27 protein-coding genes and 1 tRNA gene are annotated in these 26,202 nt (G+C 67.1%); 14 read left to right on the forward strand and 14 right to left on the reverse strand.

What is annotated here, in order from left to right; translation table 11 throughout:
- Window positions 1-227: 227 nt before the first annotated feature.
- The 7 genes from DWV11_RS17685 (at window position 228) to DWV11_RS17715 (ending at window position 8,445) form a co-directional block, all read left to right on the forward strand.
- Window positions 228-1,658 (forward strand): FAD-dependent oxidoreductase, encoded by a 1,431-nt coding sequence (locus DWV11_RS17685; RefSeq protein WP_115790239.1) that lies wholly within the window; start codon window positions 228-230, stop codon window positions 1,656-1,658.
- Between the two features lie 65 nt (window positions 1,659-1,723).
- Window positions 1,724-3,088, forward strand: a complete 1,365-nt coding sequence (locus DWV11_RS17690) for a helix-turn-helix domain-containing protein (protein WP_115790240.1) — start codon at window positions 1,724-1,726, stop codon at window positions 3,086-3,088.
- An 86-nt stretch (window positions 3,089-3,174) separates the two neighbouring features.
- Window positions 3,175-3,810 carry a hypothetical protein gene (locus DWV11_RS17695; RefSeq protein ID WP_245953764.1) on the forward strand — a complete coding sequence of 212 codons (636 nt, stop codon included), beginning with the start codon at window positions 3,175-3,177 and terminating at the stop codon, window positions 3,808-3,810.
- Between the two features lie 85 nt (window positions 3,811-3,895).
- On the forward strand, window positions 3,896-5,419 hold the full coding sequence (gene exaC, locus DWV11_RS17700) for an acetaldehyde dehydrogenase ExaC (protein WP_115790241.1): 1,524 nt from the start codon (window positions 3,896-3,898) through the stop codon (window positions 5,417-5,419).
- Between the two features lie 3 nt (window positions 5,420-5,422).
- On the forward strand, window positions 5,423-5,887 hold the full coding sequence (locus DWV11_RS17705) for a DUF779 domain-containing protein (protein ID WP_115790242.1): 465 nt from the start codon (window positions 5,423-5,425) through the stop codon (window positions 5,885-5,887).
- Window positions 5,888-5,967: 80 nt separating this feature from the next.
- Entirely contained in the window at window positions 5,968-6,753 is a 786-nt protein-coding gene (locus DWV11_RS17710) for a hypothetical protein (protein WP_115790243.1), read from the forward strand.
- Window positions 6,754-6,870: 117 nt separating this feature from the next.
- Window positions 6,871-8,445 carry an amino acid permease gene (locus DWV11_RS17715; RefSeq protein WP_115790244.1) on the forward strand — a complete coding sequence of 525 codons (1,575 nt, stop codon included), beginning with the start codon at window positions 6,871-6,873 and terminating at the stop codon, window positions 8,443-8,445.
- A 122-nt stretch (window positions 8,446-8,567) separates the two neighbouring features.
- Here DWV11_RS17715 and DWV11_RS17720 read toward each other — a convergent pair whose 3' ends face one another.
- The 4 genes from DWV11_RS17720 to DWV11_RS17735 form a co-directional block, all read right to left on the reverse strand.
- Entirely contained in the window at window positions 8,568-9,203 is a 636-nt protein-coding gene (locus tag DWV11_RS17720; protein ID WP_115790245.1) for a DUF2461 domain-containing protein, read from the reverse strand.
- 148 nt (window positions 9,204-9,351) lie between these two features.
- Complete coding sequence (gene katG / locus DWV11_RS17725; RefSeq protein WP_115790246.1) at window positions 9,352-11,529, reverse strand: catalase/peroxidase HPI; 2,178 nt, start codon at window positions 11,527-11,529, stop codon at window positions 9,352-9,354.
- Between the two features lie 75 nt (window positions 11,530-11,604).
- Window positions 11,605-12,066 carry a Fur family transcriptional regulator gene (locus tag DWV11_RS17730; RefSeq protein WP_115790247.1) on the reverse strand — a complete coding sequence of 154 codons (462 nt, stop codon included), beginning with the start codon at window positions 12,064-12,066 and terminating at the stop codon, window positions 11,605-11,607.
- Window positions 12,067-12,096: 30 nt separating this feature from the next.
- Window positions 12,097-12,861 (reverse strand): hypothetical protein, encoded by a 765-nt coding sequence (locus DWV11_RS17735; RefSeq protein ID WP_115790248.1) that lies wholly within the window; start codon window positions 12,859-12,861, stop codon window positions 12,097-12,099.
- Window positions 12,862-12,947: 86 nt separating this feature from the next.
- On the opposite strand from DWV11_RS17735, the gene DWV11_RS17740 reads away from it, so the two are divergent.
- Window positions 12,948-14,219 (forward strand): MFS transporter, encoded by a 1,272-nt coding sequence (locus DWV11_RS17740; protein ID WP_115790249.1) that lies wholly within the window; start codon window positions 12,948-12,950, stop codon window positions 14,217-14,219.
- An 81-nt stretch (window positions 14,220-14,300) separates the two neighbouring features.
- Window positions 14,301-15,164, forward strand: coding sequence for a zinc metalloprotease HtpX (gene htpX / locus DWV11_RS17745; RefSeq protein ID WP_115790250.1), 864 nt, complete (start codon window positions 14,301-14,303; stop codon window positions 15,162-15,164).
- Window positions 15,165-15,176: 12 nt separating this feature from the next.
- Here htpX and DWV11_RS17750 read toward each other — a convergent pair whose 3' ends face one another.
- The 5 genes from DWV11_RS17750 to DWV11_RS17770 form a co-directional block, all read right to left on the reverse strand.
- Window positions 15,177-15,785, reverse strand: coding sequence for a hypothetical protein (locus DWV11_RS17750; protein WP_245953766.1), 609 nt, complete (start codon window positions 15,783-15,785; stop codon window positions 15,177-15,179).
- Window positions 15,782-17,098, reverse strand: a complete 1,317-nt coding sequence (gene efeB / locus DWV11_RS17755) for an iron uptake transporter deferrochelatase/peroxidase subunit (protein ID WP_115790251.1) — start codon at window positions 17,096-17,098, stop codon at window positions 15,782-15,784. Before efeB ends, DWV11_RS17750 begins: the two co-directional genes overlap by 4 nt.
- Window positions 17,099-17,139: 41 nt before the next feature.
- Window positions 17,140-18,345 (reverse strand): iron uptake system protein EfeO, encoded by a 1,206-nt coding sequence (gene efeO / locus DWV11_RS17760; RefSeq protein ID WP_115790252.1) that lies wholly within the window; start codon window positions 18,343-18,345, stop codon window positions 17,140-17,142.
- Window positions 18,346-18,398: 53 nt separating this feature from the next.
- A complete protein-coding gene (gene efeU, locus DWV11_RS17765; RefSeq protein ID WP_115790253.1) occupies window positions 18,399-19,256 on the reverse strand; it encodes an iron uptake transporter permease EfeU in 858 nt (285 codons plus the stop codon).
- Between the two features lie 216 nt (window positions 19,257-19,472).
- Window positions 19,473-19,964 (reverse strand): YajQ family cyclic di-GMP-binding protein, encoded by a 492-nt coding sequence (locus DWV11_RS17770; protein ID WP_074591467.1) that lies wholly within the window; start codon window positions 19,962-19,964, stop codon window positions 19,473-19,475.
- Between the two features lie 228 nt (window positions 19,965-20,192).
- Between DWV11_RS17770 and DWV11_RS17775 the strand changes: the two genes are divergently transcribed.
- Window positions 20,193-20,459 carry a hypothetical protein gene (locus tag DWV11_RS17775; RefSeq protein ID WP_115790254.1) on the forward strand — a complete coding sequence of 89 codons (267 nt, stop codon included), beginning with the start codon at window positions 20,193-20,195 and terminating at the stop codon, window positions 20,457-20,459.
- A 145-nt stretch (window positions 20,460-20,604) separates the two neighbouring features.
- Window positions 20,605-20,689 (forward strand) — tRNA-Tyr (locus DWV11_RS17780).
- Window positions 20,690-20,770: 81 nt separating this feature from the next.
- On the opposite strand, the gene DWV11_RS17785 is transcribed toward DWV11_RS17780, so the two are convergent.
- Window positions 20,771-21,592, reverse strand: coding sequence for an SDR family NAD(P)-dependent oxidoreductase (locus DWV11_RS17785; protein ID WP_115790466.1), 822 nt, complete (start codon window positions 21,590-21,592; stop codon window positions 20,771-20,773).
- 110 nt (window positions 21,593-21,702) lie between these two features.
- On the opposite strand from DWV11_RS17785, the gene DWV11_RS17790 reads away from it, so the two are divergent.
- Together DWV11_RS17790 and DWV11_RS17795 are read left to right on the forward strand one after the other, a co-directional pair.
- Entirely contained in the window at window positions 21,703-22,158 is a 456-nt protein-coding gene (locus DWV11_RS17790) for a DUF1801 domain-containing protein (protein ID WP_245953768.1), read from the forward strand.
- Between the two features lie 66 nt (window positions 22,159-22,224).
- On the forward strand, window positions 22,225-22,770 hold the full coding sequence (locus tag DWV11_RS17795) for an acyl-CoA thioesterase (RefSeq protein ID WP_115790255.1): 546 nt from the start codon (window positions 22,225-22,227) through the stop codon (window positions 22,768-22,770).
- Window positions 22,771-22,822: 52 nt separating this feature from the next.
- Here DWV11_RS17795 and DWV11_RS17800 read toward each other — a convergent pair whose 3' ends face one another.
- Genes DWV11_RS17800 through DWV11_RS17810 form a run of 3 tightly spaced genes read right to left on the reverse strand, consistent with a single transcriptional unit; the run spans window position 22,823 to window position 25,262 of the window.
- Window positions 22,823-23,626, reverse strand: a complete 804-nt coding sequence (locus DWV11_RS17800) for an ABC transporter permease subunit (protein WP_245953771.1) — start codon at window positions 23,624-23,626, stop codon at window positions 22,823-22,825.
- A complete protein-coding gene (locus DWV11_RS17805) occupies window positions 23,619-24,593 on the reverse strand; it encodes an ABC transporter ATP-binding protein (protein WP_115790256.1) in 975 nt (324 codons plus the stop codon). Before DWV11_RS17805 ends, DWV11_RS17800 begins: the two co-directional genes overlap by 8 nt.
- Window positions 24,594-24,608: 15 nt before the next feature.
- Window positions 24,609-25,262, reverse strand: coding sequence for a TetR/AcrR family transcriptional regulator (locus DWV11_RS17810; RefSeq protein WP_115790257.1), 654 nt, complete (start codon window positions 25,260-25,262; stop codon window positions 24,609-24,611).
- Between the two features lie 121 nt (window positions 25,263-25,383).
- Here DWV11_RS17810 and trxA point away from each other — a divergent pair, with 121 nt between their 5' ends.
- Entirely contained in the window at window positions 25,384-25,755 is a 372-nt protein-coding gene (gene trxA, locus DWV11_RS17815) for a thioredoxin (protein WP_115790258.1), read from the forward strand.
- A gap of 70 nt (window positions 25,756-25,825) precedes the next feature.
- On the opposite strand, the gene DWV11_RS17820 is transcribed toward trxA, so the two are convergent.
- Complete coding sequence (locus DWV11_RS17820; RefSeq protein WP_115790259.1) at window positions 25,826-26,104, reverse strand: putative quinol monooxygenase; 279 nt, start codon at window positions 26,102-26,104, stop codon at window positions 25,826-25,828.
- Window positions 26,105-26,202 lie beyond the last annotated feature (98 nt).

Genomic DNA, 26,202 nt, shown 5'->3' on the forward strand with positions numbered 1-26,202 from the left:
CGGGCAGGGCGGCTGGGGCTCGTTCGGGCGTAGGCACAGAACCAATAACATCACGTCCCCGGGGGCTATTCCTGAACGGCCGGTCGGAAGGCTGTCCGGAACCCCGGCCGGCAGCGTTGCGCTTCGTGTCACGGAGCTTCGCGTACAAGCCCAGGCAGACAGGGGAGAACTAGACTGGGGCCCTGCCCGCGATTGCGGCAGGGGTTTCGTCTGACGGAGGGTCCACGGTGTCCAACTCGGAAAACAGCTCCACTCGTCCACTGCGCGTTGCCATCGTCGGTGCCGGCCCGGCCGGCGTCTACGCGGCGGACATCCTGAGCAAATCCAGCGAGGTCCAGGACGGACACCTCGAAGTGAGCATCGACCTCTTCGAGGCGTACCCGGCCCCGTACGGCCTGATCCGTTACGGCGTGGCCCCGGACCATCCACGGATCAAGGGCATCGTCAACGCCCTGCACAAGGTGCTGGACCGCGGTGACATCCGCTTCTTCGGCAACGTGACCTACGGCCGCGACCTCACCCTGCACGACTTCCGCTCCTTCTACGACGCCGTCATCTTCTCCACCGGTGCCATCAAGGACGCCGATCTGAACATTCCCGGCATCGAACTCGAGGGCTCCTACGGCGGCGCCGACTTCGTGTCCTGGTACGACGGCCACCCCGATGTCCCGCGCGAGTGGCCGCTGGAGGCCAAGGAAATCGCGGTCATCGGCAACGGCAACGTGGCCTTGGACGTGGCCCGCATGCTGTCCAAGCATGCGGACGACCTCCTCGTCACCGAGATCCCGGACAACGTCTACGCCGGCCTGAAGAACTCCCCGGTCACGGACGTGCACGTCTTCGGCCGCCGCGGCCCCGCCCAGGTGAAGTTCACCCCGCTGGAACTGCGCGAGCTGTCCCACTCCAACGACGTGGACATCGTGCTCTACCCGGAGGACTTCGAGTTCGACGAAGCCTCGGACGAGGCCATCCGCAGCAACAACCAGATCAAGACCATGGTGAACACGCTCACCAACTGGCTGGTGGAGGAACACGCCGAATCCGAGCGGCCCTCGTCCCGCCGCCTGCACCTGCACTTCCTGCACAGCCCGGTGGAGATCGTTTCGGAGAACGGTTCCGGCAAGGTGTCCGGGATCAAGTTCGAAAGGATGCAGCTGGACGGGACCGGCAACGTCAAGGGCACCGGCGAATTCGTCGACTACCCGGTCCAGGCCGTATACCGCGCCATCGGCTATCACGGCTCGGCGCTGGATGAGCTGGAGTACGACGCCCGCCGCGGCGTCATTCCGAACGACGGCGGACGCGTGCTGGGTGCCGACGGCAAGCCGGTGCCGGGCGTCTACACCACCGGCTGGATCAAGCGCGGCCCGGTGGGCCTGATCGGCCACACCAAGGGCGACGCGCTGGAGACCATCGGGTTCCTGCTGGAGGACCGCCTTTCCCTGCCGCCGGCCGAAACCCCGGACCCCCAGGCGATCGTGGACCTCCTCGAGGAACGCGGCATCGAATACACCACCTGGGAAGGCTGGAACAAGCTCGATGCGCACGAACTAGCCCTGGGTGCCGCGTGGACTGCCGAAAACCCGGCTGCCGGCGTCGTCCGCGAACGCATCAAGGTGGTTCCGCGGGAGGACATGATCGGGATCTCCCGCGCCTGAGGCTTTCCGGCTAAGCTTTCCGGACGGGCTTTCCAGCCGGTACAGCGCCTGCCAGTGGGAGATCGATGAAGAACCCCGCCCCCTCCGCAGCCCACGGGAACGAATACCGTGGGCTGGCGCAGCGGCACGCCCGGACGGCGCACGAGCATCTGGCGGCCGGCAGCTTCTCCCTTCCCGACGACGGCGCCCTGCCGGGCCTGCGCCCGCTGGTCCGGGAGTCGTGGCAGCGCTCCGTCGCACTGCACGCCAATCCGGACACCGCCGCGGCGCACCTGGCCATGGACACCGATGAACTGGAGGACTACCGCAGCGGACACCCGCTGGCGGCGGTCATGCCGGTGATCCGCAGGCTCCTGGTCCAGCCCGGCCAGGACAGCGGCCTGGTGGTCGCCGTGGGCGACGGCCTCGGCCGGCTGCTCTGGGTGGACGGGGACCCGGCCCTCCGGCGCCGGGCAGAAAGCATGTTGTTCGTCGCCGGCGCAGACTGGTCCGAGGCGTCCGTGGGAACCAGCGCACCGGGCACGGCCCTGGCCCTGCGGCGCAGCATCCAGATCTCCGGCGCGGAACACTACACACGCGCCGTCCACCCGTGGAGCTGCACGGCCGTTCCCTTCCATGACCCGGACACCGGGGCGCTGCTGGGGGTCGTCGACATCACGGGCACGGAAGACGCCGTCGCGCCCCACACCCTGTCCCTGGTCGAGGCGACCGTCGCGGCAGCCCAGGCGCACCTCCGGATCGAACGGCTGCAGCAGGCCCGGGACGCCGTCCCGCGTATGACGCCGCGGCCGGGCGGGCGGCAGGCAGCTGCGCGGAAGGTCCCCGACCCGCTGTACCGCAACAGCCTCCAGCTCCTCGGCCGTGAACAGGCCCTGCTCAGCATCGCGGGCCGGACGGTCCAACTCTCCGGACGCCACAGCGAGATCCTCGCCCTGCTGAGCCTGCACCCGGACGGGCTCAGCGCGGACGAACTCTGTGCCTTGCTCTACCCCGGGAACGGCTCCCCGGTCACCCTCCGCGCCGAGATGGTGCGGCTGCGCAAGGTCCTGCAGGAGCTGAGCCCGGACGCCGTGCCGGGTTCGCGCCCGTACCGGCTGCCGGTCGAACTGTTCCCGGACTCCGGCCAGGTCCTGGGGTGTTTGCAGCGGGGAGCCCATCGGATCGCCCTGGAAATCTACCGCGGCGCGGTGCTGCCGCGCTCGGAGGCGCCAGGTGTCGTCGAGCTCCGTCAGCGGGTCTCCGGCCTCCTGCGCGAGGCCGTCCTCACCGATGGCAGTGCGGACTCACTTCTCAAGTACGCTGCCTTGCCGGAGGCAGCCGACGACGCCGGAGTGCGGCTCGCCGCCCTCAAGCTGCTGCCGCCGCGCTCACCCAGGCGGGCCGCCGTCGTCGCCGAACTGGAACGGATCGACAGGGAGCTGTCGGCCTGACCGCCCCGGGGGCGCCGGCGGCTTTCAGGGAACGCGGGGTTTTGGACCATATCGTGGAGCCGGACCCGACGAAAGAAGCCTCCACCGTGCTGAACAAACGCCTCGCAGTTGCCCTGACCATCTCCGGAATCCTCGTGGGCGCCAGTGCCTGCGCGGCACCGGCACAATCGGCGGATTCCTCGGAGTCTGCTGCTCCAACCGCCGCGTCCGCCGCGGGGAGCACAGCAACGGGGAGCGCGGACGCGGGCTGGGACATCGACCCGGCGGACGCAGACCAAAGGATCCGGGCGGCCGGCCTGGACATCCTGAAAGCCGAAGGTGCGGCCGAGCACTACCACGCGCACCTGGATGTACTCGTCAACGGCAAGCCCGTTGCCGTCCCGGGCGGGATCGGCTTCAGCTTCGGAAGCGACGGGCAGCCGAACGGGATCTCCGCCCTGCACACGCATGACACTTCGGGCGTCGTCCACATCGAAGCCCCCACCGTCGGACAGAAATACACCCTCGGCCAAGTCCTCAAGGAATGGGGCGTCCTGGACGGCACGGGCGCCACGGGGGCCCCGCACAGCGGAACCGGCGGCTGGACGGCGTACGTCAACGGGGCGAAGAAGGGCGGCCCGGTGGCCGGCGTCGTCCTCAAGGCCCACGACGAGGTGGTGCTCTCGTACGGAACCGCGCCGTCCACGATTCCCGGCTCCTACACGTTCCCGCAGGGCCTCTGACCGTTGCAACGTCCCTGCAACCTTCCCGCTCCTACGCTCGAGGCAATGGCGAAAGCCACCATCATGCGCAGCAAAGGAGCTAGCAATGACTGTTTACGCACAGCCGGGGGCAGACGGTTCAAAGGTCACGTTCAAGGACCGCTACGAGAACTGGATCGGCGGGGAATGGGTGGCGCCGGTCAAGGGCCGGTACTTCGAAAACATCACCCCCGTGACCGGCAAGGCGTTTTGCGAGGTGGCCCGCGGCACGGCGGAGGACATCGAACTGGCCCTGGACGCCGCGCACAAAGCCGCACCGTCCTGGGGCAAGACCTCGGCTACGGAGCGCGCCTCCGTCCTGAACAGGATCGCGGACCGCATCGATGACAACGTGGAAGTGCTGGCCGTGGCCGAGACCTGGGACAACGGCAAGCCCGTGCGGGAAACCCTGAACGCGGACATCCCGCTGGCCGCGGACCACTTCCGCTACTTCGCCGCCGCCATCCGCGCCCAGGAAGGCCACCTCTCCCAGCTCGACGACGACACCACCGCCTACCACTTCCACGAACCGCTCGGTGTGGTGGGCCAGATCATCCCGTGGAACTTCCCGATCCTGATGGCCGTCTGGAAGCTCGCTCCGGCGCTCGCCGCGGGCAACACCGTGGTCCTCAAACCCGCCGAGCAGACCCCGGCGTCCATCCTGGTCCTGATCGAACTACTTGCTGACCTGCTTCCTGCCGGCGTCGTGAACGTCGTCAACGGCTTCGGCGTGGAAGCTGGCAAGCCGCTCGCTTCCAGCCCCCGGATCCGCAAGATCGCCTTCACCGGCGAGACCACCACGGGCCGGCTCATCAGCCAGTACGCCGCGAACAACCTGATCCCGGTCACCTTGGAGCTCGGCGGCAAGAGCCCGAACATCTTCTTCGAGGACGTGGCCGCACAGAACGACGCCTTCTACGACAAGGCCCAGGAAGGCTTCACCCTGTTCGCCTTCAACCAGGGCGAAGTCTGCACCTGCCCCTCCCGCGCCTTGGTGCAGGACGGCATCTACGATTCCTTCATGGCCGACGCCGTGGCCCGCACCAACAGGATCATCCAGGGCAACCCGCTGGACACCGCGACCCAGATCGGCGCCCAGGCCTCCAACGACCAACTGGAGAAGATCCTTTCCTACATCGACATCGGCAAGCAGGAAGGTGCCAAGGTGCTCACCGGCGGTGCCCGGGCCGAGCTGCCCGGGGACCTGGCCGGCGGCTATTATGTGCAGCCCACCATCTTCGAAGGCCACAACCGGATGCGGATCTTCCAGGAGGAGATCTTCGGGCCCGTGGTGTCCGTGACCCGGTTCAGTGACTACAACGACGCGATCGGGATCGCCAATGACACCCTCTACGGTCTCGGTGCCGGAGTCTGGTCCCGCAACGGCAACGTCGCGTACCGTGCAGGCCGGGAGATCCAGGCCGGCCGGGTGTGGGTGAACAACTACCACGCCTACCCGGCCGGCGCGGCGTTCGGCGGCTACAAGTCCTCCGGCATAGGTCGCGAGAACCACGCGATGATGCTCGAGCACTACCAGCAGACCAAGAACCTGCTGGTCAGCTACGACGAAAACAAGCTGGGCTTCTTCTAAGCCATGGCACAGGCACTTGAGGCCGCCGTGACGCTGCCCGGGGAAGACTTTTCCCGGGTGGCGCTCACGGCGGCGGCCCTCGACCTGCTCCGCAGGCTCCGGCGCCTGCACGGCCCGTTGATGTTCCACCAGTCCGGGGGCTGCTGCGACGGTTCCTCGCCCATGTGCTATCCGGCGGGGGAGTTCAGCACCGGGGAGTCCGATGTGCTGCTGGGCGTTTTCGAGATCGACGACGGCGGTGCGGACGGCGGTGCCGGTGGCTTCGACGGCGGCGGTGCGGAGCCGTCCCGGGGCGGTTGGCCGCTGGAATTCTGGATGTCCCGCGAACAGTTTTCCTATTGGTCGCACACCCATCTGACAGTGGATGTCGTGGACGGCCGGGGCAGCGGATTCTCAGTGGAGGCCCCCGAAGGCAAGCGCTTCCTGATCCGGTCCAAGCTCATGGATTGGCCGGCACCAGGGGCGTAGCATGACCCGGCGACTTGACCGTATCCCCACCTGTGTTGACTAGACTGGGCTGTTCCGAATCCACGAACTTGAGGGGAATCATGTCCAACGTCGGCGTGAACGGACCGCCAGCAACTGAATCAGCCATCGGGGAAGGTGCCAAGCGGCGCGGCCGCAGGGCCGCCGTCGTCGGGACACGCAAAGGAACCGCCCGGTTCCGTGCCAATGCCGCCATCGGGGTGCCGGTGCTGGCCGTCACGGCGGCGGCGGGAATCGCCCTCGCGGCCCAGGCCGGCGCATTCGACGGTTTGACCGGGAAGGCGGGGCTGGCCGCCGCTGACGGCTCCAGGCACGCGGCAGATTCGGGCCAGGACCCCGCCCTCCCCGAACCCGGCCCCTCCGGGAGCAGCCCGGACTCCCCGGCGCAGCGGTCCGCGGCGAAGGAGCCCAAAAGAACAACCACCACCGAATCCGGAACGGACGGATCACCGACGGACGCGGGGGCTGTCCGGCAGGAGGCGCCCGTGACGGCCGGAAGCGTGCAGCCGGGAAACGCCCAGGGCGCCGCACAGCCCACGCCTCAGCAGGCGGCCGCGCCGGCCGACGCCGCCGGCAGCCCATCAGGTGGAAGCACCTCGGGCGGCACCGAACCGGTGGCGAAGTCATCCGAGGCGGCGACGGCCGGATCCGGCGCCGGAACCTCTCCAGCGCCGGCACCAAGTACCGCCCCCGCCCCCGCGCCAAGCACATCGACGGCGCCGGGTACGTCAACATCACCGAGCACATCAACGGAGCCGGCAACCCTGCCTGCCCTGATCACCTCCGTGCTCGGGGCGACCCCGGGCACCGGGGTGCTCATTGTCGGGGGCAGCTTGCTCGGCAGGTGATCCGCAGCGCGACACGCCGAAGTTGTCTCACGATGCGGGACAAAAGTGGAGGTCCACTGTATGGACACTACTCTTGATGAGTCTGTTTCACGTACCCGTCAAGATTGTGGACCCTTTATGAACCTCTTCCGGACCAAGGCAATCGAGCAGTCCATTGCGGACGCCGATGAACCCGGACGCAAACTCAAGCGCTCCCTCAGCACCTGGGACCTGATGATCATGGGCGTCGCCGTTGCTGTCGGCGCCGGCATCTTCTCGGTCGGTGCCAAGGCTGCGGCAAACTTCGCGGGCCCCGCGGTGACCATCTCCTTCGCGGTCGCTGCCGTCACCTGCGCCCTCGCCATCATGTGCTATGCGGAATTCGCCACCGCCATTCCGGTGGCGGGCTCGGCCTATGTCTTCACTTACGCAACCATGGGTGAGGTCCTGGCCTGGATCATCGGCTGGAACCTGATCCTTGAGCTCTTCACGGCCGCGGCCGTCATCGCCAAGTACTGGGGCATCTACCTCAGCAAGGTGTTCGGCCTCATGGGCGTGGACATGCCGCCCGCCTTGAACGTCGGCGGGGTGGACCTGTACTGGGGCGCCTTCCTCATCGTCGCCGTCTTCACGGTGCTGCTGGTCCTGGGCACCAAGCTCTCCGCCCGCGTGGGCAACATCTTCACCCTGATCAAGATCGGTGTGGTGCTCTTCGTCATCGTCGTCGGCTTCACCTACGTGAAGGTCGCCAACTACACGCCCTTCATCCCGCATTCTGTTCCGACCGCTGCCAGCGACGGAACCGACGTGCTGAAGCAGTCCTTCTTCGGCTTCCTCACCGGCGCCGTTCCTGCCCAGTACGGCACGCTCGGAATCTTCGCCGGCGCGGCGCTGGTGTTCTTCGCCTTCATCGGCTTCGACGTGGTGGCAACCTCCGCGGAAGAGGTCAAGAACCCGCAGAAGACCCTCCCGCGCGGCATCTTCGGCGGCCTCGCCGTGGTGACCCTCCTCTACATCCTCGTCTCCCTGGCGCTCACCGGCATGGTTCCCTACACCCAGCTTGCCGAGGCCAAGAGCCCGACGCTCACCACGGCGTTCGAAGCCGTCGGCAACACGGACGCCGCCAAGGTGATCGCCTTCGGCTCCCTCATCGGCCTCACCACCGTCATCATGGTGCTGCTCATGGGCCTGGCCCGCGTGGTCCTGGCCATGAGCCGCGACGGCCTGCTCCCGCGTGCCCTGTCCCGCACCAGCGATAAGCACGCAACGCCGGCACGCCTCCAGATCATCTGCGGCACCGCCGTCGCCCTCGTGGCCGGCCTGACCAACGTGGACCTGCTCGAGGAAATGATCAACATCGGAACCCTCTCCGCGTTCGTCATGGTGAGCCTGGGCATCCTGGTGCTGCGCAAGAAGCGCCCGGAACTGAAGCCTGCCTTCCGTGTGCCCTTCGGCAAGGTACTCCCGGTCGTTTCGGCGATCCTCTGCCTGTACCTGATGACCAACCTCGCGGTGGAGACCTGGATCTTCTTCGCCATCTGGCTGGTCATCGGCATCGCGATCTACTTCGCCTACGGCCAGCGCCACTCCCGCCTCAACGAGAAGTTCGCCGAGGCCCGCAGTGCGGTGTCCGGCAGCACTGTGTCCGGGAATGCCGCCGCATCCGGCAGCGGAACCGTCTCCGGCGAAGAGGACGACCTCAGCAGGGTCTGACCCGTGCCGCCCGGCCGCGGCACGGCGGGAATCGTCCCCGCCGCTCCGCAGAACTGAATACCGACACGATGGCCGCCTGGAACCGCCGGTTCCAGGCGGCCTCGCTGTCCCCGGCAGCCGGTTCAGGGTGCGGCGTGCTTTGAGACCCAGTCCACCAGGGGCCGCAACACCTCCCACCGGCGTGCAATCTCCTCGGCCGCCGCGGGCGTGGAGAGCCAGGCGGGCTCGCCGAGTTCAAGCCCCGCGGACAAGGCCTTATGCTTCAACAGCTCGGCCCGGGGATGGTCCTTGTCGAAGCCGCGGGGCACCGTTTTCAGTTTCTCGCCGCCGATGGAGTACCCCGCTTCGGCGATCTGCGTGACGATCCCTTCAAGTTCTTCGCCGCTGGCCGGGGCGGCCACTGCCTCCCGGAACCGGGCCAGTTGTGCCGGACTGTAGCTATGGCAGCCGCCGCCCAGTGTGAGTCCGTCCGCGGCCAAGTGGAGATAGAAGCCCAGCCCATCCTGTTCCGCCGCGAAGGCGCCCTGGGCGGTCTTGTAGGGTGATTTGTCCTGCGAGAAGCGGACGTCGCGGTAGGGGCGGAAGATCTTCGCCGGCCCGAACTGCGGCTCCAGCTGTTCAAGGAGCGCGGTGAGCGGATCCTTCACCGCGGCGTCGTACGTGTCCTTGTGCTCAAGCCACCACTCACGGTTGTTGTTCTGCTCGAGTGCGGCGTAGAACGTGAACGCCTCCGGTGGAATCCCTTGAAAAGTGTTCATGCAAGGAATCCTAGGGACCGCACGCCGGGCAGCACAGGGCCGGCGCAGGCCATGTGGAGAACCCCGCCATGTGGAAAAAGGCACCCCGCCACGGATTCTTCCGTGGCGGGGTGCCTTGTCCGGTACCGGACCTGTCCGGCGCCGGGGACTACTTCTTCAGCTCGAAGCGGTCGTTGTCCATGACCTTTGCCCAGGCCTTGGCGAAGTCGGCAACGAACTTCTCCTGTGCGTCGTCGGAGGCGTAAACCTCGGCGAGGGCGCGCAGTTCGGAATTGGAACCGAAGACCAGGTCCACGCGGCTGCCGGTCCAGCGGCCGTCAGTGGTGGAGTAGGTCTTCTCTTCGGCGTCGGGGGTCCACTCGAGGCCAAGCTCGAGCAGGTTGACGAAGAAGTCGTTGCTGAGGGTACCCGGGCGGTCGGTGAAGACGCCGAGCTGGGAACCGTCCCAGTTGTTGCCCAGGACGCGGAGGCCGCCGACCAGGACCGTCAGTTCCGGAGCGGACACGTTCAGCAGGTTCGCACGGTCGATCAGCAGGTACTCGCTGGGCAGGTTCAGGAAGCCGCTGTCGTAGTTGCGGAAACCGTCGGCAACCGGCTCAAGCCAGGCGAACTGCTCGGTGCTGGTCTGCTCCTGGGTGGCATCCACACGGCCCGGGGTGAACGGGACGGTGATGTCGTGGCCGGCAGCCAGCGCAGCCTGCTCCACGCCGACGTTACCGGCGAGGACGACGACGTCAGCGAAGGAGACCTTGATCTCCGAGGAAGCGTTGAAGTCGTCGACAATCTCTTCGAGCTTGGCGATGACCGGCTTCAGCTTCTCCGGCTGGTTCACGGACCAGCTGACCTGCGGTTCCAGGCGGATGCGGCCGCCGTTGGCGCCGCCGCGCTTGTCGGAACCGCGGAAGGAAGCAGCTGCCTTCCATGCGGTGGAGACCAGCTGCTCGACGGTCAGTCCGGAAGCGGCGATCTTCTCCTTGAGGACGGTGATCTCGGCGTTGCCGATCGTCTGGGCCGGAGCTGCGGGCAGGGGGTCCTGCCAGATCAGGTCTTCGGCGGGAACTTCCTTGCCGAGGTAGCGGGCCTTCGGGCCCATGTCACGGTGGGTCAGCTTGAACCATGCGCGGCCGAAGGCGTCTTCCAGCGCGCCCAGGTCGTCCTTGAAGCGGCGGGAGATGGCCTCGTAGGCCGGGTCGGTGCGCAGGGCGAGGTCGCTGGTGAGCATGCGCGGTTCGCGGGTGCCGGAGCCGGCGTGGGCTTCGGGAACCAGGCCGGCGCCGCCGTTGTCCTTCGGGCGCCACTGCTTGGCGCCGGCCGGGGACTCCATGAGCTCCCACTCGTAGGCGAAGAGGATGTGCAGGAACTCGTTGTCCCAGCGGGTCGGGTGGTAGGTCCAGGTGACCTCAAGGCCGGAGGTGACGGTGTCGCCGCCCTTGCCGGTGCCGTAGCCGTTCTTCCAGCCGAAGCCCTGGGCCTCCAGCGGCGCGGACTCGGTGTCCGGGCCGATCTTGTCGTCCTTGTGGGCGCCGTGGGTCTTGCCGAAGGTGTGGCCACCGACGATCAGGGCGACGGTTTCCTCGTCGTTCATGCCCATGCGGCGGAAGGTTTCGCGGATGTCGCGTGCCGAAGCCATCGGGTCCGGGTTGCCGTTGGGGCCTTCCGGGTTGACATAGATCAGGCCCATCTGGACCGCGGCCAGGGGTGCCTGGAGTTCACGGTCGCCCGTGTAGCGCTCGTCGTCGAGCCACACCTTTTCCGGGCCCCAGTACACGTCGTCGTCGGCTTCCCAGACGTCCGGGCGGCCGCCGGCGAAGCCGAAGGTCTTGAAGCCCATGGTCTCCAGCGCCACGTTGCCGGCGAGGATCATCAGGTCGGCCCAGGAGATGGACTGGCCGTACTTCTTCTTGACCGGCCACAGCAGGCGGCGGGCCTTGTCCAGGCTGACGTTGTCCGGCCAGGAGTTCAGGGGTGCGAAGCGCTGCTGGCCTGCGCCGCCACCGCCGCGACCGTCGTGCGAGCGGTAGGTTCCGGCAGAGTGCCAGGCCATGCGGATCATGAACGGGCCGTAGTGCCCGAAGTCGGCCGGCCACCATTCCTTGGAGTCGGTCATGACCTCGGCCAGGTCGGCCTTCACGGCGTCCAGGTCAAGGTTCTTGAAGGCCTCCGCGTAGTCGAATCCGGTGCCGAGCGGGTTCGCCACGGCCGGGTTCTTCGCCAGGATCTTCAGGTTGAGCTTGTTGGGCCACCACTCGCTGTTCGCGGTGCCCTTGGTGGGGTGTACACGGCCGCCGTGCGCTACGGGGCACTTGGCAATGGTGCTCTCAGACACAGTTTTCCTTCCGGGGTTGGTTTACAGAGGTAGTCCAGTCGGGCCGAAGCCGTCCGGTCGCGGTGCGACCGGCGGCTAAGGCGTCGCCTGAAGTTCTTTGGCCTGGCAGTCCTGGCAGATTCCCTGGTACAGGACGTCCGCGATCTGGATGGTCATCGGCTTTGAGTGCTCATCCCAATGCGGTGTCAGGCAAGGCGCGTGGCCAACGGCGCAATCCACGTCCTCCACCCGGCCGCATATGGTGCACACGGCGTGGTGGTGGTTGTCTCCCACACGGGTCTCGTACAACGCGGGGGAGTGCGGGGGCTCGAAGCGGCGCACCATGTCCAGTTCGGTGAGGTCGCTCAGCACCACGTAGACCGACTGCGCCGTCAGTTCCGGGAGTTCCTTCCGCGCGGCGGCGAGGATTCCCTCCGCCGGCGAATGGGGATTGCGTTCGACGGCGGCCAGGACGGCGAGCCGTTGCTTGGTGACACGGCGGCCGTGGGCATGCAGGGCCGCGGCCCATGCCTGCTGTTCGGCCGTGTGATCTGTCATGCACCCATTGAAACACTTATTTTGAGAAGATCACAATAAGGCGCGGCTAACTTCCGGCAAATCTTCCAGGGATTCCAGGGGGTTGCGTTCCTCGCCCGCGGAGCGGCCCAGCGCGTGCAGCTCAAGAGGCACCGCAGGGTCTGCCGACTCGGTCAGGACGCAGGTGTACCCGGTGACGTCGTTCCCGGTGGGCAGAGCCTCCAGGGCAGCGGCCAGGGACAGGAGCGACGACGGCGGCAACCCGGATACGGCGTCGACGCCCGGTTCCGGGACCAGGACGCGGTGGTATGCGGCGCCGTTGTCCCTGCTCACCCAAGCGACATGGCGGGAGGCGGTGTCCAGCGAGTCCGGGTCCGGGGCTTCTGCCGGGCGCGCCGCCGCGGCGCGCTGCAGCGCCGCACGCAGGGCGGCGTCCAGCTCGTCGAAAGGACCGGCGGCCCGACGGCGGTGGGCAGGCAGCGCGAGCTGGGAGCCCGGCGTCGTGCTTTCCCCGGGCCAGCGGGCGAAGAGATGGAAACCCGGGGTGGAGGATTCGGCGGCCGGTTCGCCGATCGCGGAACCGAGCGGATGCCAGCGGAACGGGAACATGACGGTGCAGAGGGTGCTGCCGAGCACTTCGTCCAAGGCGGCGCGGGCGGCCGAATAGCAGAGCAGCCAGTCGGCGGCCGACTCCTCGGTGAAGGGTGTGGCGGGGTCGCTCAGGCGCACCATGAAGTGGCCCTCAGTGAGCGGAACCCGCGGGCGCGCGACTTCCCACATGCTCGAACGCAAGAGCAGGCGACGTGCCATGGGCATGCCCTCTCCTTTCCCCCGACTCCGGAGCCTAGCAAGTGACGGCGCTATCCGGGAGTCGGCTACGCAATTCTGGATAGGGTAGGGCAGTGGCACAACTCCTGGCAGACATCACCCCGCTTCGCGAAAGTCCGGCGTTCCGGCGGCTCTGGCTGGGATCTTCCGTTGCCGCCGTCGGCTCCCAGCTCACCCTCGTCGCGGTCAGCCTTGAGGTATACCGCGTCACCCAGCAGAGCCTTTATGTCGGCTTGTTGAGCATTTTTGCCCTCGTGCCGCTGGTAGTCGCCGGGCTCTTCGGCGGCTCCGTGGCGGACGCCTTCGACCGCAGGAAAGTCGCCATTGCCGCGTCGCTCGTCCTCTGGGTGAGCACCGCCGGGCTTGCCCTGCAGGCCTGGCTGGGACTGGGCAACGTCTGGATCCTCTACTTCCTGGTGGCCGTGCAGAGCGGCGCGCAGGGCATCAACGCCCCGGCCCGCAGCGCCATCATCCCGCTGCTGGTCCGCAAGGAACTCCTGCCGGCCGCCAACGCGCTCAGCATGCTCACCATGGGGTTGTCCATGACGGCGGGGCCGCTGCTGGCCGGCGTCCTGGTGGCCACCATCGGCTTCGGCTGGACCTACACGATCGACGTCCTGAGCTTCACCTTCGCCCTCTGGGGCCTGTTGAGGCTGCCCGCGCTGCCGCCATCGAAGGGTGCCGGCCGGCCCGGGCTGCGTTCGGTGGTGGAGGGCTTCCGTTTCCTCGGCACCCGGCCCAACGTCCGCATGACCTTCGTGATCGACCTGATCGCCATGATCTGCGCCCAGCCGCGGGCCCTCATGCCCGCCATCGCGGCCACCATGCTCGGGGGCGGGGAAACCACCGTGGGTGTGCTGCTGGCGGCGACGGCAGTTGGCGCCTTCTTTGCAGGGCTTTTCTCCGGGCCGCTCGGCAGGGTCCGCCGGCAGGGCAGTGCCGTGGTCTGGGCAGTGGCCGGCTGGGGTTTCTCGATCGGGGCCTTCGGCCTGGTGGTGGTCCTCGCCGGCAGCTCCGGCCGGGGCGGCGCCACCTGGTGGCTGCTCCCCGCCGCACTGTGCTGCGTGCTCGCGGGCGTCTCCGATTCCGTCAGCGCCGTCTTCCGGACCACCATCCTCCAGTCCGCAACGCCCGACCACCTGCGGGGCAGGCTGCAGGGTGTCTTCATCGTGGTGGTGGCCGGCGGGCCGAGGATCGGGGACATGCTGGCCGGCGGCGTCACCAAGGTGCTCAGCGAGGGCTGGGTGCTGCTCTTTGGCGGGGCGCTTTGTATCGTGGTGTCCTCGCTTGTTGCCCGGCGGCAGAAGGGATTCCTGCGGTACGACGCCCACCACCCCCTGCCGTGAGCACTGACCGCGGAACGTCCGCACCGCCGTCGGCGTTATACGAAACAGAAGACCAACCCTTCACCGCAAGAAAGCAGTGACGTGCACAATCATCACAACGGACTGAAGACCGCAGCCCTTTTCGGCGTCCTCTGGGCGGTGCTGCTTGGCCTTGGCGCGGTGATCGGCGTCGGGACCCGCAGTTCGACGCCCATCTTGATCATGGCGCTGATCGGCGTCGGGACCACCGCGTACGGCTACTGGAACAGTGACAAGATCGCCCTCCGCTCCATGCAGGCCTACCCCGTGACCGAAGCGGAGGCGCCCGGGCTGTACCAGATCGTCCGGGAGCTGTCCGTGCGCGCCAATCAGCCGATGCCGCGGATCTACATCTCGCCCACCATGACGCCGAACGCCTTCGCCACCGGCCGCAACCCGAAGAACGCGGCCGTCTGCTGCACTGAGGGAATCCTGCATATGCTCGACGCCCGCGAGCTGCGGGGCGTCCTCGGCCACGAGCTCATGCACGTCTACAACCGGGACATCCTGACCTCCTCGGTGGCTGCCGCCGTCGCGGGCGTCATCACCTCGGTGGGGCAGATGCTGTTGTTCTTCGGCGGCGGCGACCGCCGGAACGCGAACCCGATCGCGATGATCGCGCTCGCGCTCCTGGCGCCGCTGGCGGCGTCCCTGATCCAGCTGGCAATCTCCCGTACCCGGGAGTACGACGCCGATGAGGACGGCGCCGAGCTCACCGGCGATCCGCTGGCACTCGCCTCGGCCCTGCGCAAGATCGATTCGGGGATTGCGCAGGTGCCCTTGCCGCAGGACCAGCGCCTGGTGAACGCCTCGCACCTGATGATCGCCAACCCGTTCCGCGGAGGCGCGATGACCAAGCTGTTCGCCACCCACCCGCCGATGCGCGAACGCATCGATCGGCTCGAACGGATGGCCGGGCGGCCGTAGCGGACGCCCTCTTCAAGTACCCGTCCAGCGCCGCAGGGTGCTGTTGAGCAGGCCCACCAGCACGCACAGCCACCAGCAGCCCTGCGAAATGCACAGGGCGAGCAGCAGGTGCTTGCGCAGGGGCGCCGCCATGGCCGAGAAGAGGGTTCCCGGCGGCAGCGCGTGCAGCTTCCGCATGGTCGGGGCCAGCAGGACTCCATTGAGCATGAGCAGCAGCACGCAGCCCAGTTTGAGCTGGGTCAGCGGGTTGCCCAGGTCCGGGTCGATCAGCGAACCGGTGACCAGGAGGGCAGCCAGGCCGCACCAGATCAATGGCTTCGCGGCTGACTCCAGGCGGCTCGTGTCGTGGATTCCGCGCCGTCCCAGGAGCCACAGAAGGCCGACCCAGTCCACCACGATGATCGCGCCGAAGGACAGCACGAGGGAAAGAATGTGCCCGGCCAGGGCGAAACGATGGACCACCGGGCCGCACTCGACCCAGCCGCCGGCCAGGACGGCCGCCAGCCAGCCGCCGGCACACAGGAGCGCCAGCAGTGCGGTGTTTATGACCGGCTTGCCCGCCGGTGTTTCTGTTCCGGGTGTGTCCGTGCCGCCGCTGGGTTCAACGACGGCTGATTTCATGCGAAGAGGCCCTCTCCGATGAAGCCTCCCGGCTTGGTTCCCGGCGGCACCGCGAACAAGCCTGAGCCGGTGTGCTTCAGGTATTCCAGGGCCAGGGTGTCGCCCTTGGCCATCGCCATCTGCATCGGCACGTAGTGGGTACGCGGGTCCTTGACGAAGGCGATGAAGAACAGGCCGGCATCCAAGTGGCCCAGGCCGTCCGAGCCGTCCGTGTAGTTGTAGCCGCGGCGCAGCATCCGCACGCCGTGGTTCTGGCTCGGGTGGGCCAGCCGGACGTGCGAGTCCATGGGCATGAGCGGTTCCCCGTCCTTGCCCTTGATGGCGAAGTCCGGCGCGGTGAATTCTTCGCCCCCGGACAAGGGGGCGCCCGAACCCTTGGTGCGGCCGATCAGGCCCTCCTGCTCCCCGAGCGAGGTCCGGTCCCAGATTTCGATGTGCATGCGGATCCGGCGGGCCACGAGGTAGCTGCCGCCGGCCATCCACGCCTCGCCGGCACGCTTGCCGGCACTGGCCCAGACATGTTCCGCAAGCAGTTCCTTGTCCTCCGCCTTGGGGTTGGCGGTGCCGTCCTTGAAGCCGAACAGATTGCGCGGGGTCTGCTGTGCGCGGGAGGTTGAGGAGGTCCTGCCGAAGCCCAGCTGCGACCACCGGACCCTGGCTTTGCCGAAGCCGATGCGGGCCAGGTTGCGGATCGCGTGCACGGCAACCTGCGGGTCGTCGGCGCAGGCCTGCACGACGATGTCGCCGTTGCTGCGGCCGGGTTCCAGGTCGTCGCCGGGGAAATGCGGCAGGTCGATCAGGGCATCCGGCCGCTTGCCGGCCAGGCCGAAGCGCGGCTTGCCGTCCTTTTCGAACAGGCTTGCACCGAACCCGAAGGTCAGGGTCAGCTTTCCCGCCGCCAGGTCGAGGGCCTCGCCTGTGTCTTCCGGCGGGGCGTCGTAGGGACCGTCGACGGCGCCCGTGGCACCCGTGGTGCGCCCCGCCGTCATCGCCTCTGCGGCTGCCGTCCAGTCCTTGAGGAGCTGGACGAGGGCGGCGCGGTCCTCCGTCGTGATGTCGAAGGCGGCCATGTGGAGCCGGTCCTGGGCGGGCGTGGTGATTCCGGCCTGGCGTTCCCCGTGGAAGGGGATGACGCCGTCGGGATGCTCCGCTGGGGCGGCGGCCGCGGCAATCGTGTCATGGCCAAGCAATCCGGCGGCGATGCCTGCCGCCGCTCCCGCGCCACCGGCGCCGGCCAGGGAAAGCAGGCCTCGACGGGAGAACCCGCGCTTCTTCGCGGGGGATTCGTCCGTTACCGGCCCGGCAGGCGTCATCGATTCTCCGGCAGCGTGGCCGCCGGAGAAGGGGCAGCCACTCACAGAACCACTGCCGCGGTCAGCCTGGACAGCGGTTCGCCCAAGGAATCGACAAGCGATGCGAGCTGCTTGACCTGCGCCTGGCTGAGCTCGTTGTAGGAGCTGAAGCCTTCACCCTTGGCGTGCTTCTTGAGTTCGGCCTGCAGTGCGGCGAACTTCTCATCGAGCGTCTTCGCCAATGCCGCGTCCTTGCGCAGCAGCGCGGGTTTGAGGCTCTCGTAGGCGATCCGGGCACCATCCACGTTGGCCTGGAAATCCCACAGATCGGTGTGCGACCAGATCTCCTCTTCGCCGGTGACCTTGCCCGTAGCCACCTCGTCGAGGAGTTCCTTGGCACCGTTGCCCAGCGAGTGCGCAGTCAGCTCCACTGTGCGGGTGCGCTTGCCCAGCTCTTCCGTGTCGGCGACGAGCTGCTTCGCCAGGGCACTGCGCTCGGCGGCGTTCAGCAGCTTGAACCCTGCCGGTGGGAACAGGTCCTTCTCGGCACGGTGCCAGCCGGTCCACTTCTGGCCGGGCTCCAGGTCCGCTTCGCGGGCGTCGAGTTTAGGGTCGAGGTCCCCGAAGGATTCCGCCACGGGTTCGATGCGCTCCCAGTGCATGCGGGTGGCAGCGTAGAGTTCGCGGGCCGTGGCGGCATCACCGGACGCGTACGCTGCGGCGAAGTCCTTGGTCCCGGCCACAAGCTGTTCGGTCTGGTCCTTGACGTAGGACGCGTACTGCCGGACTCCCGTGTCCAGGAGCTTCTTCAGGTCGTCGTCGACGGCGGTACCGGTGCCGGAGCCGGTGACTTCGAAGCCGGCACGGATGCCGTCGCCCTGCATGCCGGGCTTGCAGGAAGTGACATATTTGCCCTCGTTGGCGGAGACCACGAGCTTGCGGGTCAGGCCGGGCCCGATGTTCTCGACTTCACCGATGATGCGTAGGCCGTCCTCGGCCAGCAGGTAGAACTCGGTGACCTGCTTGCCGTCGTTCTTGACGGAGAAGCTCAGGTTGCCGCCAGGGGCAGAGGAAGCCGAGACCTTGCATTCGGTGTCCGTGCTGCTGACTTGGATGGAACCGTCGCTGCTGCCGCCGTCGGCACCCTTGCCGTTGTCGGTGCAGGCAGAGAGCGCCAGCGGAAGGACGACGGCCGCGGCGATCAGGGCGCCACACTTACGGCCGAGCGGGATGTTCGGGGCATTTTTGGGCAGGAGGGAGCCAGGCATGGGGGTTCCTTTGGTTGGGGGAGTGCGAGTTTGTCGGGTGTATTGGGGGAAGGTCAGGCGGCGGCCGCGCGAACGGGCTGCGCGCCGCCCTTGCGCGGCGCGGCGGGCGGGGCTGCCAAGGTGCTGCGGAGGTAGAAGGACAGGACGGGCACGGCGTAAAGCACCCACGCCGCGGCTTCCAGCCAGGTGGTGGCCGGGGAGAAATTGAGGGTTCCCTTCAACAGGGTGCCGTACCAGGATGACGGCGGAACCGCGGCCGAGACGTCGAACGCGAGGCTTTGCAGCCCCGGCAGTATGCCGGCCTCCTGCAGGTCATGCACGCCATAGGCAAGCACCCCGGAGGCGATGACGATCAGGCCGATCCCGGTCCAGCTGAAGAAGCGGGAAAGGTTGACCTTGAGGACACCCCGGTGCAGCAGGTAACCCAGCCCGGCCGCCACGGCGAGGCCGAGCAGTGCGCCGAGCAACGGCGTCGTGGATTCTCCGCTGGCCTGGGCGGCGGCCCACAGGAAGAGCGCCGTTTCGAGGCCTTCGCGGCCGACCGCAAGGGTGGCCACAAGGACCAGGCCCCAGGCGGCGCCGTCGGCGACCTTGTCCACCCGCGACTTGAGGTCGCTGCCGAGTGAACGGGCGGTCCGGGCCATCCAGAACACCATCCAGGTGACCAGTGCCACGGCGAGGATCGACAGGCCGCCGCCGATTGCTTCCTGGGCCTCAAAGCTGAGGCCGCGCGGTCCGAACGTCAGCAGGGCACCGAAGGCAACCGAAACAGCCACTGCGATTCCCACGCCGGCCCACAGCCGGGGCAGGAGGGAACGGCGGCCGGTCTTCACGAGGTAGGCCATCAGCAGGACCACCACGAGGGTTGCCTCCAGGCCTTCGCGAAGGCCGATCAGGAAGTTGGCTGTCATAACGGTGCGTGCTTTCTCTTAGGGTAGCCATTCTTAGGCTCGCCTAAGCCAGTACCTTACAAGCCCACCTGGAATACGCAAAGTTTTCATGAGGTAATTGCGAAAAGTTGCGGGGCTGTGCCCGCGATCGGGGCGGAGCGCGTCTGCGGGAACGCAAAAGGCCGGGGCGCACCGTCCGTGATCGGAAGGTGCGCCCCGGCCTTGGGCAGCCGCTGCTTAGCTGCGGAAGTTCACGAACTGCAGGTCGGCTTCCTCGAAGTTCTTCAGGATGGCCATGGTTGCCTGCAGGTCATCGCGGGACTTGGAAGTGACGCGGAGTTCGTCGCCCTGGATCTGGGACTTGACGGACTTGGGGGCTTCGTCACGGATGATCTTGTTGATCTTCTTGGCGATGTCCTGCGCGATGCCTTCCTTGATGGAGCACTCCAGGCGGAACTCCTTGCCGGAGGCGTAGGGCTCGCCTTCGTCGAGGGACTTGAGGGAAATGCCGCGCTTGATCAGCTTGGACTGGAAGACGTCCAGGACGGCCTTGACGCGTTCCTCGGAGTTGGCCTTCATGAGGATCTTTTCGCCGCTGAAGTCGATCTCGGCGCCAACGCCCTTGAAGTCATAGCGCTGGGCGATTTCCTTCTGGGACTGGTTGAGTGCGTTGGCGACTTCCTGCTTGTCTACCTTGCTGACGACGTCGAATGTGGATTCGCCTGCCATGACTCTCCTTGGGAATGGGGTGGGTGGATTGCGTTCCCGCGGTGCCGCCGCGGGCGCTCTTGTCTGCCAACCAGCCTAGTACCTGCGATGCGGACGGCGCAGCCCGCAACCGCTTGTTGGCGGGGTTTTACGGTTCACAGTTCGCTCACAGCACACGCACTGCCGGAACTGAGGGCCCGGGATGAGAGTTGTACCCGTTGGAGGAATCAACCCGTGGAGGAGACCCCCATGAGCAAGAATCCCGTACGCTACGTCACCCGCTCCGCTACTGCAGCCGCGACCACCATCGGCGTCGCCGCTGCCGCTGCGGGCACCGCGGTCGCTGCCGCCGCCGTCGCGGCGTCTGTGGTGCTGAGCCCGGTGCCCGACGCCGCCACCCGGCTTGAGGGCGTGCATGCGGATCTGCAGCGGGCGGTCGAGCTGCGGCAGCTCACTGCCGAGCAGGCGGTGCGTTTCGAGGAGAAGCTGACCGGCCGGATCCTCGGCGAGGCCTGAAGCCGCCGACGGCCCCGAAACCGCGGATTTCCGGGCACTCTGCCCTCGATTCGATTCTTCGGCAGAAGTTCTGTAAGGTTGTCTTGCTCGCGGTTACCGGGACGGAAACGGAACGGTTGCTGTGAGTGATCTTCTTTTGAAGTTCGGCAGATTACCCGAGCGGCCAAAGGGGGCTGACTGTAAATCAGCTGGCACTGCCTACGGGGGTTCGAATCCCTCATCTGCCACCAACGGAAACCCCGTCTGACCTGCGGAAACGCAGGACAGGCGGGGTTTTTCTGTGGTTCGGGTTGAACAGCGGGGCCGCAGTCCTAAGCGATCCAGGGAGCCGTGAAATTCCGGACGCGTGAGCCGTCTAGGTCGGCGAGGGAAACCCCGGCAAATGCGGTTGCGGCCTCGGAGGTTTGGCTGCGGAACGTGAAGTCGTGGGTGGTGGCGATGTCGGCGATCGCTTTGCCGGCACTTTCAGGAGTCTGGGCGTTGGCGAACGCACCGGTGGTGCGGGCGACATAGGCGTCGAGGAGCCGGGCGTAGGCACCAACATCACTGGGCCGTTCGACGTTGCTGACAAACTGGCTGGCAACCGCTGCCGGTTCGATGACGCCCACCTGGACGCCAAAATGCTCGGCCACTGCCGCCAGGGACTGCATGAATCCTTCGACGGCGAATTTCGCCCCGCAGTAGGCGTCTGCGAAGGGCTGTCCCACGGTGCCGCCAACGCTGGTGACGGTCAGGATCCTGCCGTGCCTGCGTTCGCGCATCCCGGGCAGGACTAGTTTGCTCAGGTTCACCGGGGCAAGGAAGTTGACGTCCAGCTGGGCCTGGATCTGGGCCAAACTAAGTTGCTCGGCCGTCCCTACGCAGCCCTGGCCGGCATTGTTGATCAAAATATCGATGCGCCCGTAGGCCGCGATCAGTTCATCCACCAGCCGCGACGCGGTGTCATGGTCAACGACGTCCAGCGCGCGGACGTCCAGTTCGACGCCGGCCTGGCTGGCGGCGTCGAGCAGTTCTGTGGCGCGGCTGGTGTCCCGCATGGTGGCTACCACCTGGCACCCCCGACGCGCGAGCTCGACCGCGGCAAAGAGCCCCATTCCGGAAGACGTCCCTGTAATCAGGGCAATATCGCTCATGGGCGCGAGCATAGCGGCGGCTCCAGGCTACGAGAATGCCGCCATGAACATCACGGCACCATCGCCGCGATCCCTTGGGGCCATCGGCCAAAGCGTGAATAATGCTCTCCATGACCAGCAAGGACACCGCTGGGGCGGACGCCGCCTTCGAGTTGCCCGAAGCCATGACCGGCCGGGCAAGTCCGGCGAAAGCCGCAGTCGGCGACAAACCGGTCTTCGCCTACATCGCCAGCCTGCCGCAGCCGCAGCGCGGCATCGCCGAATGGATCGATGCGCTGGCCGCCAGGACGTTGCCCGGACTCGAGCGCTCGGTGAAATGGGGCATGGCGTACTACGGCGTCGGTGATGGGTGGTGCTTTAGCTGCGGCGGCTTTGCCGGCCACGTCAAGCTCATGTTCATCAATGGTGTGGCGCTTGACCCGGTGCCCCCGGTGACACCAGTGGGGATGGGCAAGGCAACGCGCGGCGTGGAGCTCGAATCCGTGGACGACATCGACGAACACCAGATCGCGGAGTGGATGAAACAAGTCACCTCCGTGCCAGGTGTTGGCGGCAGGAAGCGCTGAACGCGCCTGGCCTGCTCGGCTACCCGGCCCTGGCCCGCAGATGTTACTGGCGAGTAGCATTGAGCCATGCATCTGCTTCTCCGAACCCTCCTGCTGCTGTCCACCTCCGCCCGGCGGAGCCGCGTGAGTGTGTGGGACGAGTGCTCCCTTCCCCTGCGGGTCCTGCCCACCGACATCGACATCGCGATGCACGTCAACAACGGTATGTACTTCTCACTGATGGACCTGGGGCGCTTCGACCTCATGGTGCGCGCCGGGATCTGGGACCGGATGCGTCGCCGCGGCTGGACCCCCGTCGTCTCCGGCGAGACCATCGCCTTCCGCAAATCCCTCCAGCTGTGGCAGCGCTACACCATCGAGACCCGGATCACCGGCCTCGATTCCAAAGCGATCTACTTCGAGCAGCGGATGGTCGCCGACGGCGAAATCTACGCCCGCGCCCACATCGCCACCCGGCTGCTCGCGAAGGGCCGGCCGGTCAGCCAGGAGGACATCGTGGCCGAATTCGGTGCCCCGCCGGCCTCGCTCGAGCTGCCGGAATGGATCCATGAGTGGCGGGAGAACACCGCCCTTCCGGGCGCCCGCAGGCCCGCCCCGCATTTCTGGGGCTAAGCTCCCAACGCAACTCCCGACGTCGGGAACTGCCTCAGCTGCCGGCCGCGACTCAGCTGCCGACGTCCCGCCGCTGCAGTGCCAGCGAGCTGAGCAGCACCAGCGCGGCCGAGATACCCCATAGCCAGCCGGCCGAGGCCCAGTCGGCACCGTTCGCCACCGGTGAGTTCCCGTAGGCCCAGTGGTAAGGCGAGAAATCGAGGAGCCAGTCAAGGTCCGGGCTCTGCCGCCCCACGGCGTTGAACACGTACCCCAGCACCCCGACGGCGGCACCGGCTCCCAGCCCGTAGGACTTGCGTCCGCTCAACGCACCGACAAACAGGGCAGCCGTGCCGCTCAGCAGGGCCAGGCCCGCGAACTCGACGGCGGCGCCGAACAGGTGCATGGAGTCGATCGCGAGGTGTGCCGAATCGTTCAGCGCCAGGATCAAAACGAAGACCAGGACGGCCAGCAGCACCACCCGCAGGCACATCGCGAGGGCGCGCTCCAACACCAGCTGCACGCGGGTGACGCCGTGCGCGAGGGTGAGCTCAAGCTGGCCCGATTCCTCGTCACCGCCCACTGCGGCCGCACCCCAGGACACCGTGGCGATGGTCATCAGCAGGAAGCCGATCAACCCGAACACTGTGGCCTGGGTGTAGCCGGGGCCCGAGGCGATCTGGTCGTAGTTCAGGGCCTTGGTCATTTCCGGCGGCAGGGCGTTGATCATCTCCTGCATCTGGACGCTTCCGCCGATGGACGGGTAGAGGGGCAGGTAGAGCAGGATCGCCCCGGCGAGCCCGGCCGCCCAGGCCAGGGTCGAACGCCAGGAATCCACGAAAGCCCGCCTGAAGAGCGGCATGGTGCTGCTACGCATGGCTGCTTCCTTCCTCCTGCGGTTCGCGCCGGCGGGATCCGTTGCCCCGCCGGCCATTGCCGTTGTTGCCGTACAGCCGGAGCACCGATTCCTCAAGGTCCGGTTCCTCCAGGACCAGGTCGGTCAGCTGCAACCCGGCGAGCGCCTGCACCAGCGGGCCGATGCTGCCTTCCAGCACCGCCGTCAGTTTGACGCCGCTTCCCTTGGCAAGCACCTCGACGCCCCCGACGCCGGGCACCCGGCCCAGCAGCGCGCCGGCGTCGTCTGCTGTGATTCCGTTCGCCGTGAGCCGCAGGTGCCGCACGGCACTTTCGCGCAGGGCGTCCACGGTGGCGATGGTGACGATCCGGCCGTCCCGCAGGATGGCCACCTCGTCCGCCGCCTGCTGAACTTCGCTGAGGACATGGGAGCTGAGGAAGACGGTCTGGCCCCGGTCCCTCACTTCCTGGAGCATGGTGAGGAATTCCTGCTGGACCAGCGGATCGAGGCCGCTGGTGGGTTCGTCCAGGACCAGGAGTTCGGGTTCGTGCATGAAGGCCTGGATGAGGCCGAGTTTCTGTTTGTTGCCTTTGGACAGCTTGCGTGTGTGCCGGTCGAGGTCCAGGTTCAGGCGTTCGGCGAGTTCGTCGATCCGGCCCGGACGGACGGGGCCGCTGACGGCGGCATAGTGTTCCAGCAGCCGTCGGCCGGTGACCCTGGCTTCGAGGGCGAGCTCGCCGGGAAGGTAACCGATGCGGCGGCGCAGTCCCGGCCCGCCACGGCGCGGGTCCTGGCCGAGGACGCGCAGCGTGCCCGCGTTGGGCCGGATGATGTCCAGCAGGCAGCGCATGGTGGTGGTCTTGCCTGCGCCGTTCGGCCCGATGACGCCGAAGACCGTGCCGGCCTGCACCCGGAAGTCGATTCCGTGCAGGACTTCGCGGTGGCCGAAGCTTTTCCGCAGGCCCTCGACGGTGATTGCCGGTTCCATGGGTTCCCCTTTTCGTCAGCCGGAGGTTCCGGTGCCGGCCGGTGCCTGCAGGGCTGCCCGGGCGGCATCGAGGAAGCTTGTGTCCGTGTAGAAGCCGTGGGTGTAAAGGTCCAGGGCCGGGACGGTCAGCGAACGCAGCATGTCCGGGCCGAGTTCGCTGGTGCCCAGGACGCGGGCTGCGTGCTTCCCCAGGACAAGCATGGCGAGGCTGTTGCTGGCGACCACGACGGCGGTGGCGTCGACGTCTTCGAAGGCGCGGATGGTGCCGGCGGCGATGCCGGCCTCGATGATTGCCTTCGTCTGCTGCACAATCGCGGCGAAGAACGCGTGGCCGGCCTCCGAATCGTCGCCCAGTGACTGCCGGATGTAGGCGATTTCCGGGGCATACTGGCCGGGATCGGCCAGATACTCCTGGATCTGCCGGCCCGCCGATTCGGGGTGTGCCTTGCGCAGCCCCTGTTCGCCCGTTTCGGCGATGACATGCCGGTCGCAGACTTCGCGCAGCTTGTCCTTGCTGCCGAAATGGTGGATCACCAGGCCCGGGCTCACGCCGGATTCGGCGGCAACCCCACGGATGGTGGTGCGCGCGAACCCGTCCCGGCCGAACAGGACGATGGCCGCGTCCCGGATGCGGGCGCGGGTGCTGAGATCCTCAGCTGCTGAACGCATGTTTAATACACTAAACAGCTGTTCAACGCCTTGGCAAGAGTCCGCCGTCGCGCAATTATTCCCGCTTCGCCGGGGAGCGAACAGGGGCGACGCGGGCGCCCGTCTCGCGTACGGTGGAAGCATGGCTACAGTTGACATCACCGGCGAACAGTTCGCAGCAACCATCGAGGGCAACGACATTGTCCTGGTCGATTTCTGGGCCGAATGGTGCGGGCCGTGCCGCCAGTTCGCGCCCACCTTCAAGGCCGCCTCCGAGAAGCACCCTGACGTCTTCTTCGCCAAGGTGGACACCGAAGCCGAGCAGCAGCTTGCCGCCGAGGCCGGAATTTCCTCGATTCCCACCCTCATGGCTTTCCGCGAAAAGGTGCTGGTGTTCTCGCAGCCCGGCGCATTGAACGGGCCGCAACTGGAGCAGGTCATCGAAGCCGTCAAGGGCCTGGACATGGAAGAGGTCCACGCGCACGTGGCAAAGATGCGGGCAGAGAACTCCTAGCTCCAAACAACCACTTAAACGCGAATGGCTGCCCGGCAACGGGCAGCCATTCGCGCTTAAGGACCGGAGGCTAGAGGCGCTCGATCTTGACCGGTTCGGCCAGCAGGGCGCTGAGGGACTCGTTGAGGTCCTGCACCGCGATGCCTTTGGAGTGCTTGTCCAGGTCTTCCTCGGACGCCCACTGTTCGGTGAGGACGAGCTTCTCCTCGGTGGCTTCGGTCAGTTCGTAGCGGATGCAGCCCGGCTCGTTGACGACCTCCTCGATGGCGATGTCCAGCGCGAGCTTCACACGGAAGAATTCGCCGTCGTTGGGGATGAAGGTTGCCTGCAGGTCAATAGCGGAAGTCATGGCTTTCACCTTACCGGGAGTCGGCAACGCGGGGTCAGTTACGGCCCGTGTTCGGCCCCGACATGGGCCGTAAGTGCCCCCGCGTTGACGGAAAGTTG

Origin of the sequence: Arthrobacter silvisoli, from assembly GCF_003369445.1 — a bacterium.
Classification (GTDB): Bacteria; Actinomycetota; Actinomycetes; order Actinomycetales; family Micrococcaceae; genus Arthrobacter; species Arthrobacter silvisoli.

Coding starts and splice junctions, on each gene's coding strand:
- DWV11_RS17690 (WP_115790240.1), top strand. CDS start 1,724: ATGAAGAACCCCGCCCCCTCCGCAGCCCACGGGAACGAATACCGTGGG.
- exaC (WP_115790241.1), top strand. CDS start 3,896: ATGACTGTTTACGCACAGCCGGGGGCAGACGGTTCAAAGGTCACGTTC.
- DWV11_RS17705 (WP_115790242.1), top strand. CDS start 5,423: ATGGCACAGGCACTTGAGGCCGCCGTGACGCTGCCCGGGGAAGACTTT.
- DWV11_RS17710 (WP_115790243.1), top strand. CDS start 5,968: ATGTCCAACGTCGGCGTGAACGGACCGCCAGCAACTGAATCAGCCATC.
- DWV11_RS17715 (WP_115790244.1), top strand. CDS start 6,871: ATGAACCTCTTCCGGACCAAGGCAATCGAGCAGTCCATTGCGGACGCC.
- DWV11_RS17720 (WP_115790245.1), bottom strand. CDS start 9,203: ATGAACACTTTTCAAGGGATTCCACCGGAGGCGTTCACGTTCTACGCC.
- DWV11_RS17730 (WP_115790247.1), bottom strand. CDS start 12,066: ATGACAGATCACACGGCCGAACAGCAGGCATGGGCCGCGGCCCTGCAT.
- DWV11_RS17735 (WP_115790248.1), bottom strand. CDS start 12,861: ATGCCCATGGCACGTCGCCTGCTCTTGCGTTCGAGCATGTGGGAAGTC.
- DWV11_RS17750 (WP_245953766.1), bottom strand. CDS start 15,785: ATGAAATCAGCCGTCGTTGAACCCAGCGGCGGCACGGACACACCCGGA.
- efeB (WP_115790251.1), bottom strand. CDS start 17,098: ATGACGCCTGCCGGGCCGGTAACGGACGAATCCCCCGCGAAGAAGCGC.
- efeO (WP_115790252.1), bottom strand. CDS start 18,345: ATGCCTGGCTCCCTCCTGCCCAAAAATGCCCCGAACATCCCGCTCGGC.
- efeU (WP_115790253.1), bottom strand. CDS start 19,256: ATGACAGCCAACTTCCTGATCGGCCTTCGCGAAGGCCTGGAGGCAACC.
- DWV11_RS17770 (WP_074591467.1), bottom strand. CDS start 19,964: ATGGCAGGCGAATCCACATTCGACGTCGTCAGCAAGGTAGACAAGCAG.
- DWV11_RS17775 (WP_115790254.1), top strand. CDS start 20,193: ATGAGCAAGAATCCCGTACGCTACGTCACCCGCTCCGCTACTGCAGCC.
- DWV11_RS17785 (WP_115790466.1), bottom strand. CDS start 21,592: ATGAGCGATATTGCCCTGATTACAGGGACGTCTTCCGGAATGGGGCTC.
- DWV11_RS17790 (WP_245953768.1), top strand. CDS start 21,703: ATGACCAGCAAGGACACCGCTGGGGCGGACGCCGCCTTCGAGTTGCCC.
- DWV11_RS17795 (WP_115790255.1), top strand. CDS start 22,225: ATGCATCTGCTTCTCCGAACCCTCCTGCTGCTGTCCACCTCCGCCCGG.
- DWV11_RS17800 (WP_245953771.1), bottom strand. CDS start 23,626: ATGCGTAGCAGCACCATGCCGCTCTTCAGGCGGGCTTTCGTGGATTCC.
- DWV11_RS17805 (WP_115790256.1), bottom strand. CDS start 24,593: ATGGAACCGGCAATCACCGTCGAGGGCCTGCGGAAAAGCTTCGGCCAC.
- DWV11_RS17810 (WP_115790257.1), bottom strand. CDS start 25,262: ATGCGTTCAGCAGCTGAGGATCTCAGCACCCGCGCCCGCATCCGGGAC.
- trxA (WP_115790258.1), top strand. CDS start 25,384: ATGGCTACAGTTGACATCACCGGCGAACAGTTCGCAGCAACCATCGAG.
- DWV11_RS17820 (WP_115790259.1), bottom strand. CDS start 26,104: ATGACTTCCGCTATTGACCTGCAGGCAACCTTCATCCCCAACGACGGC.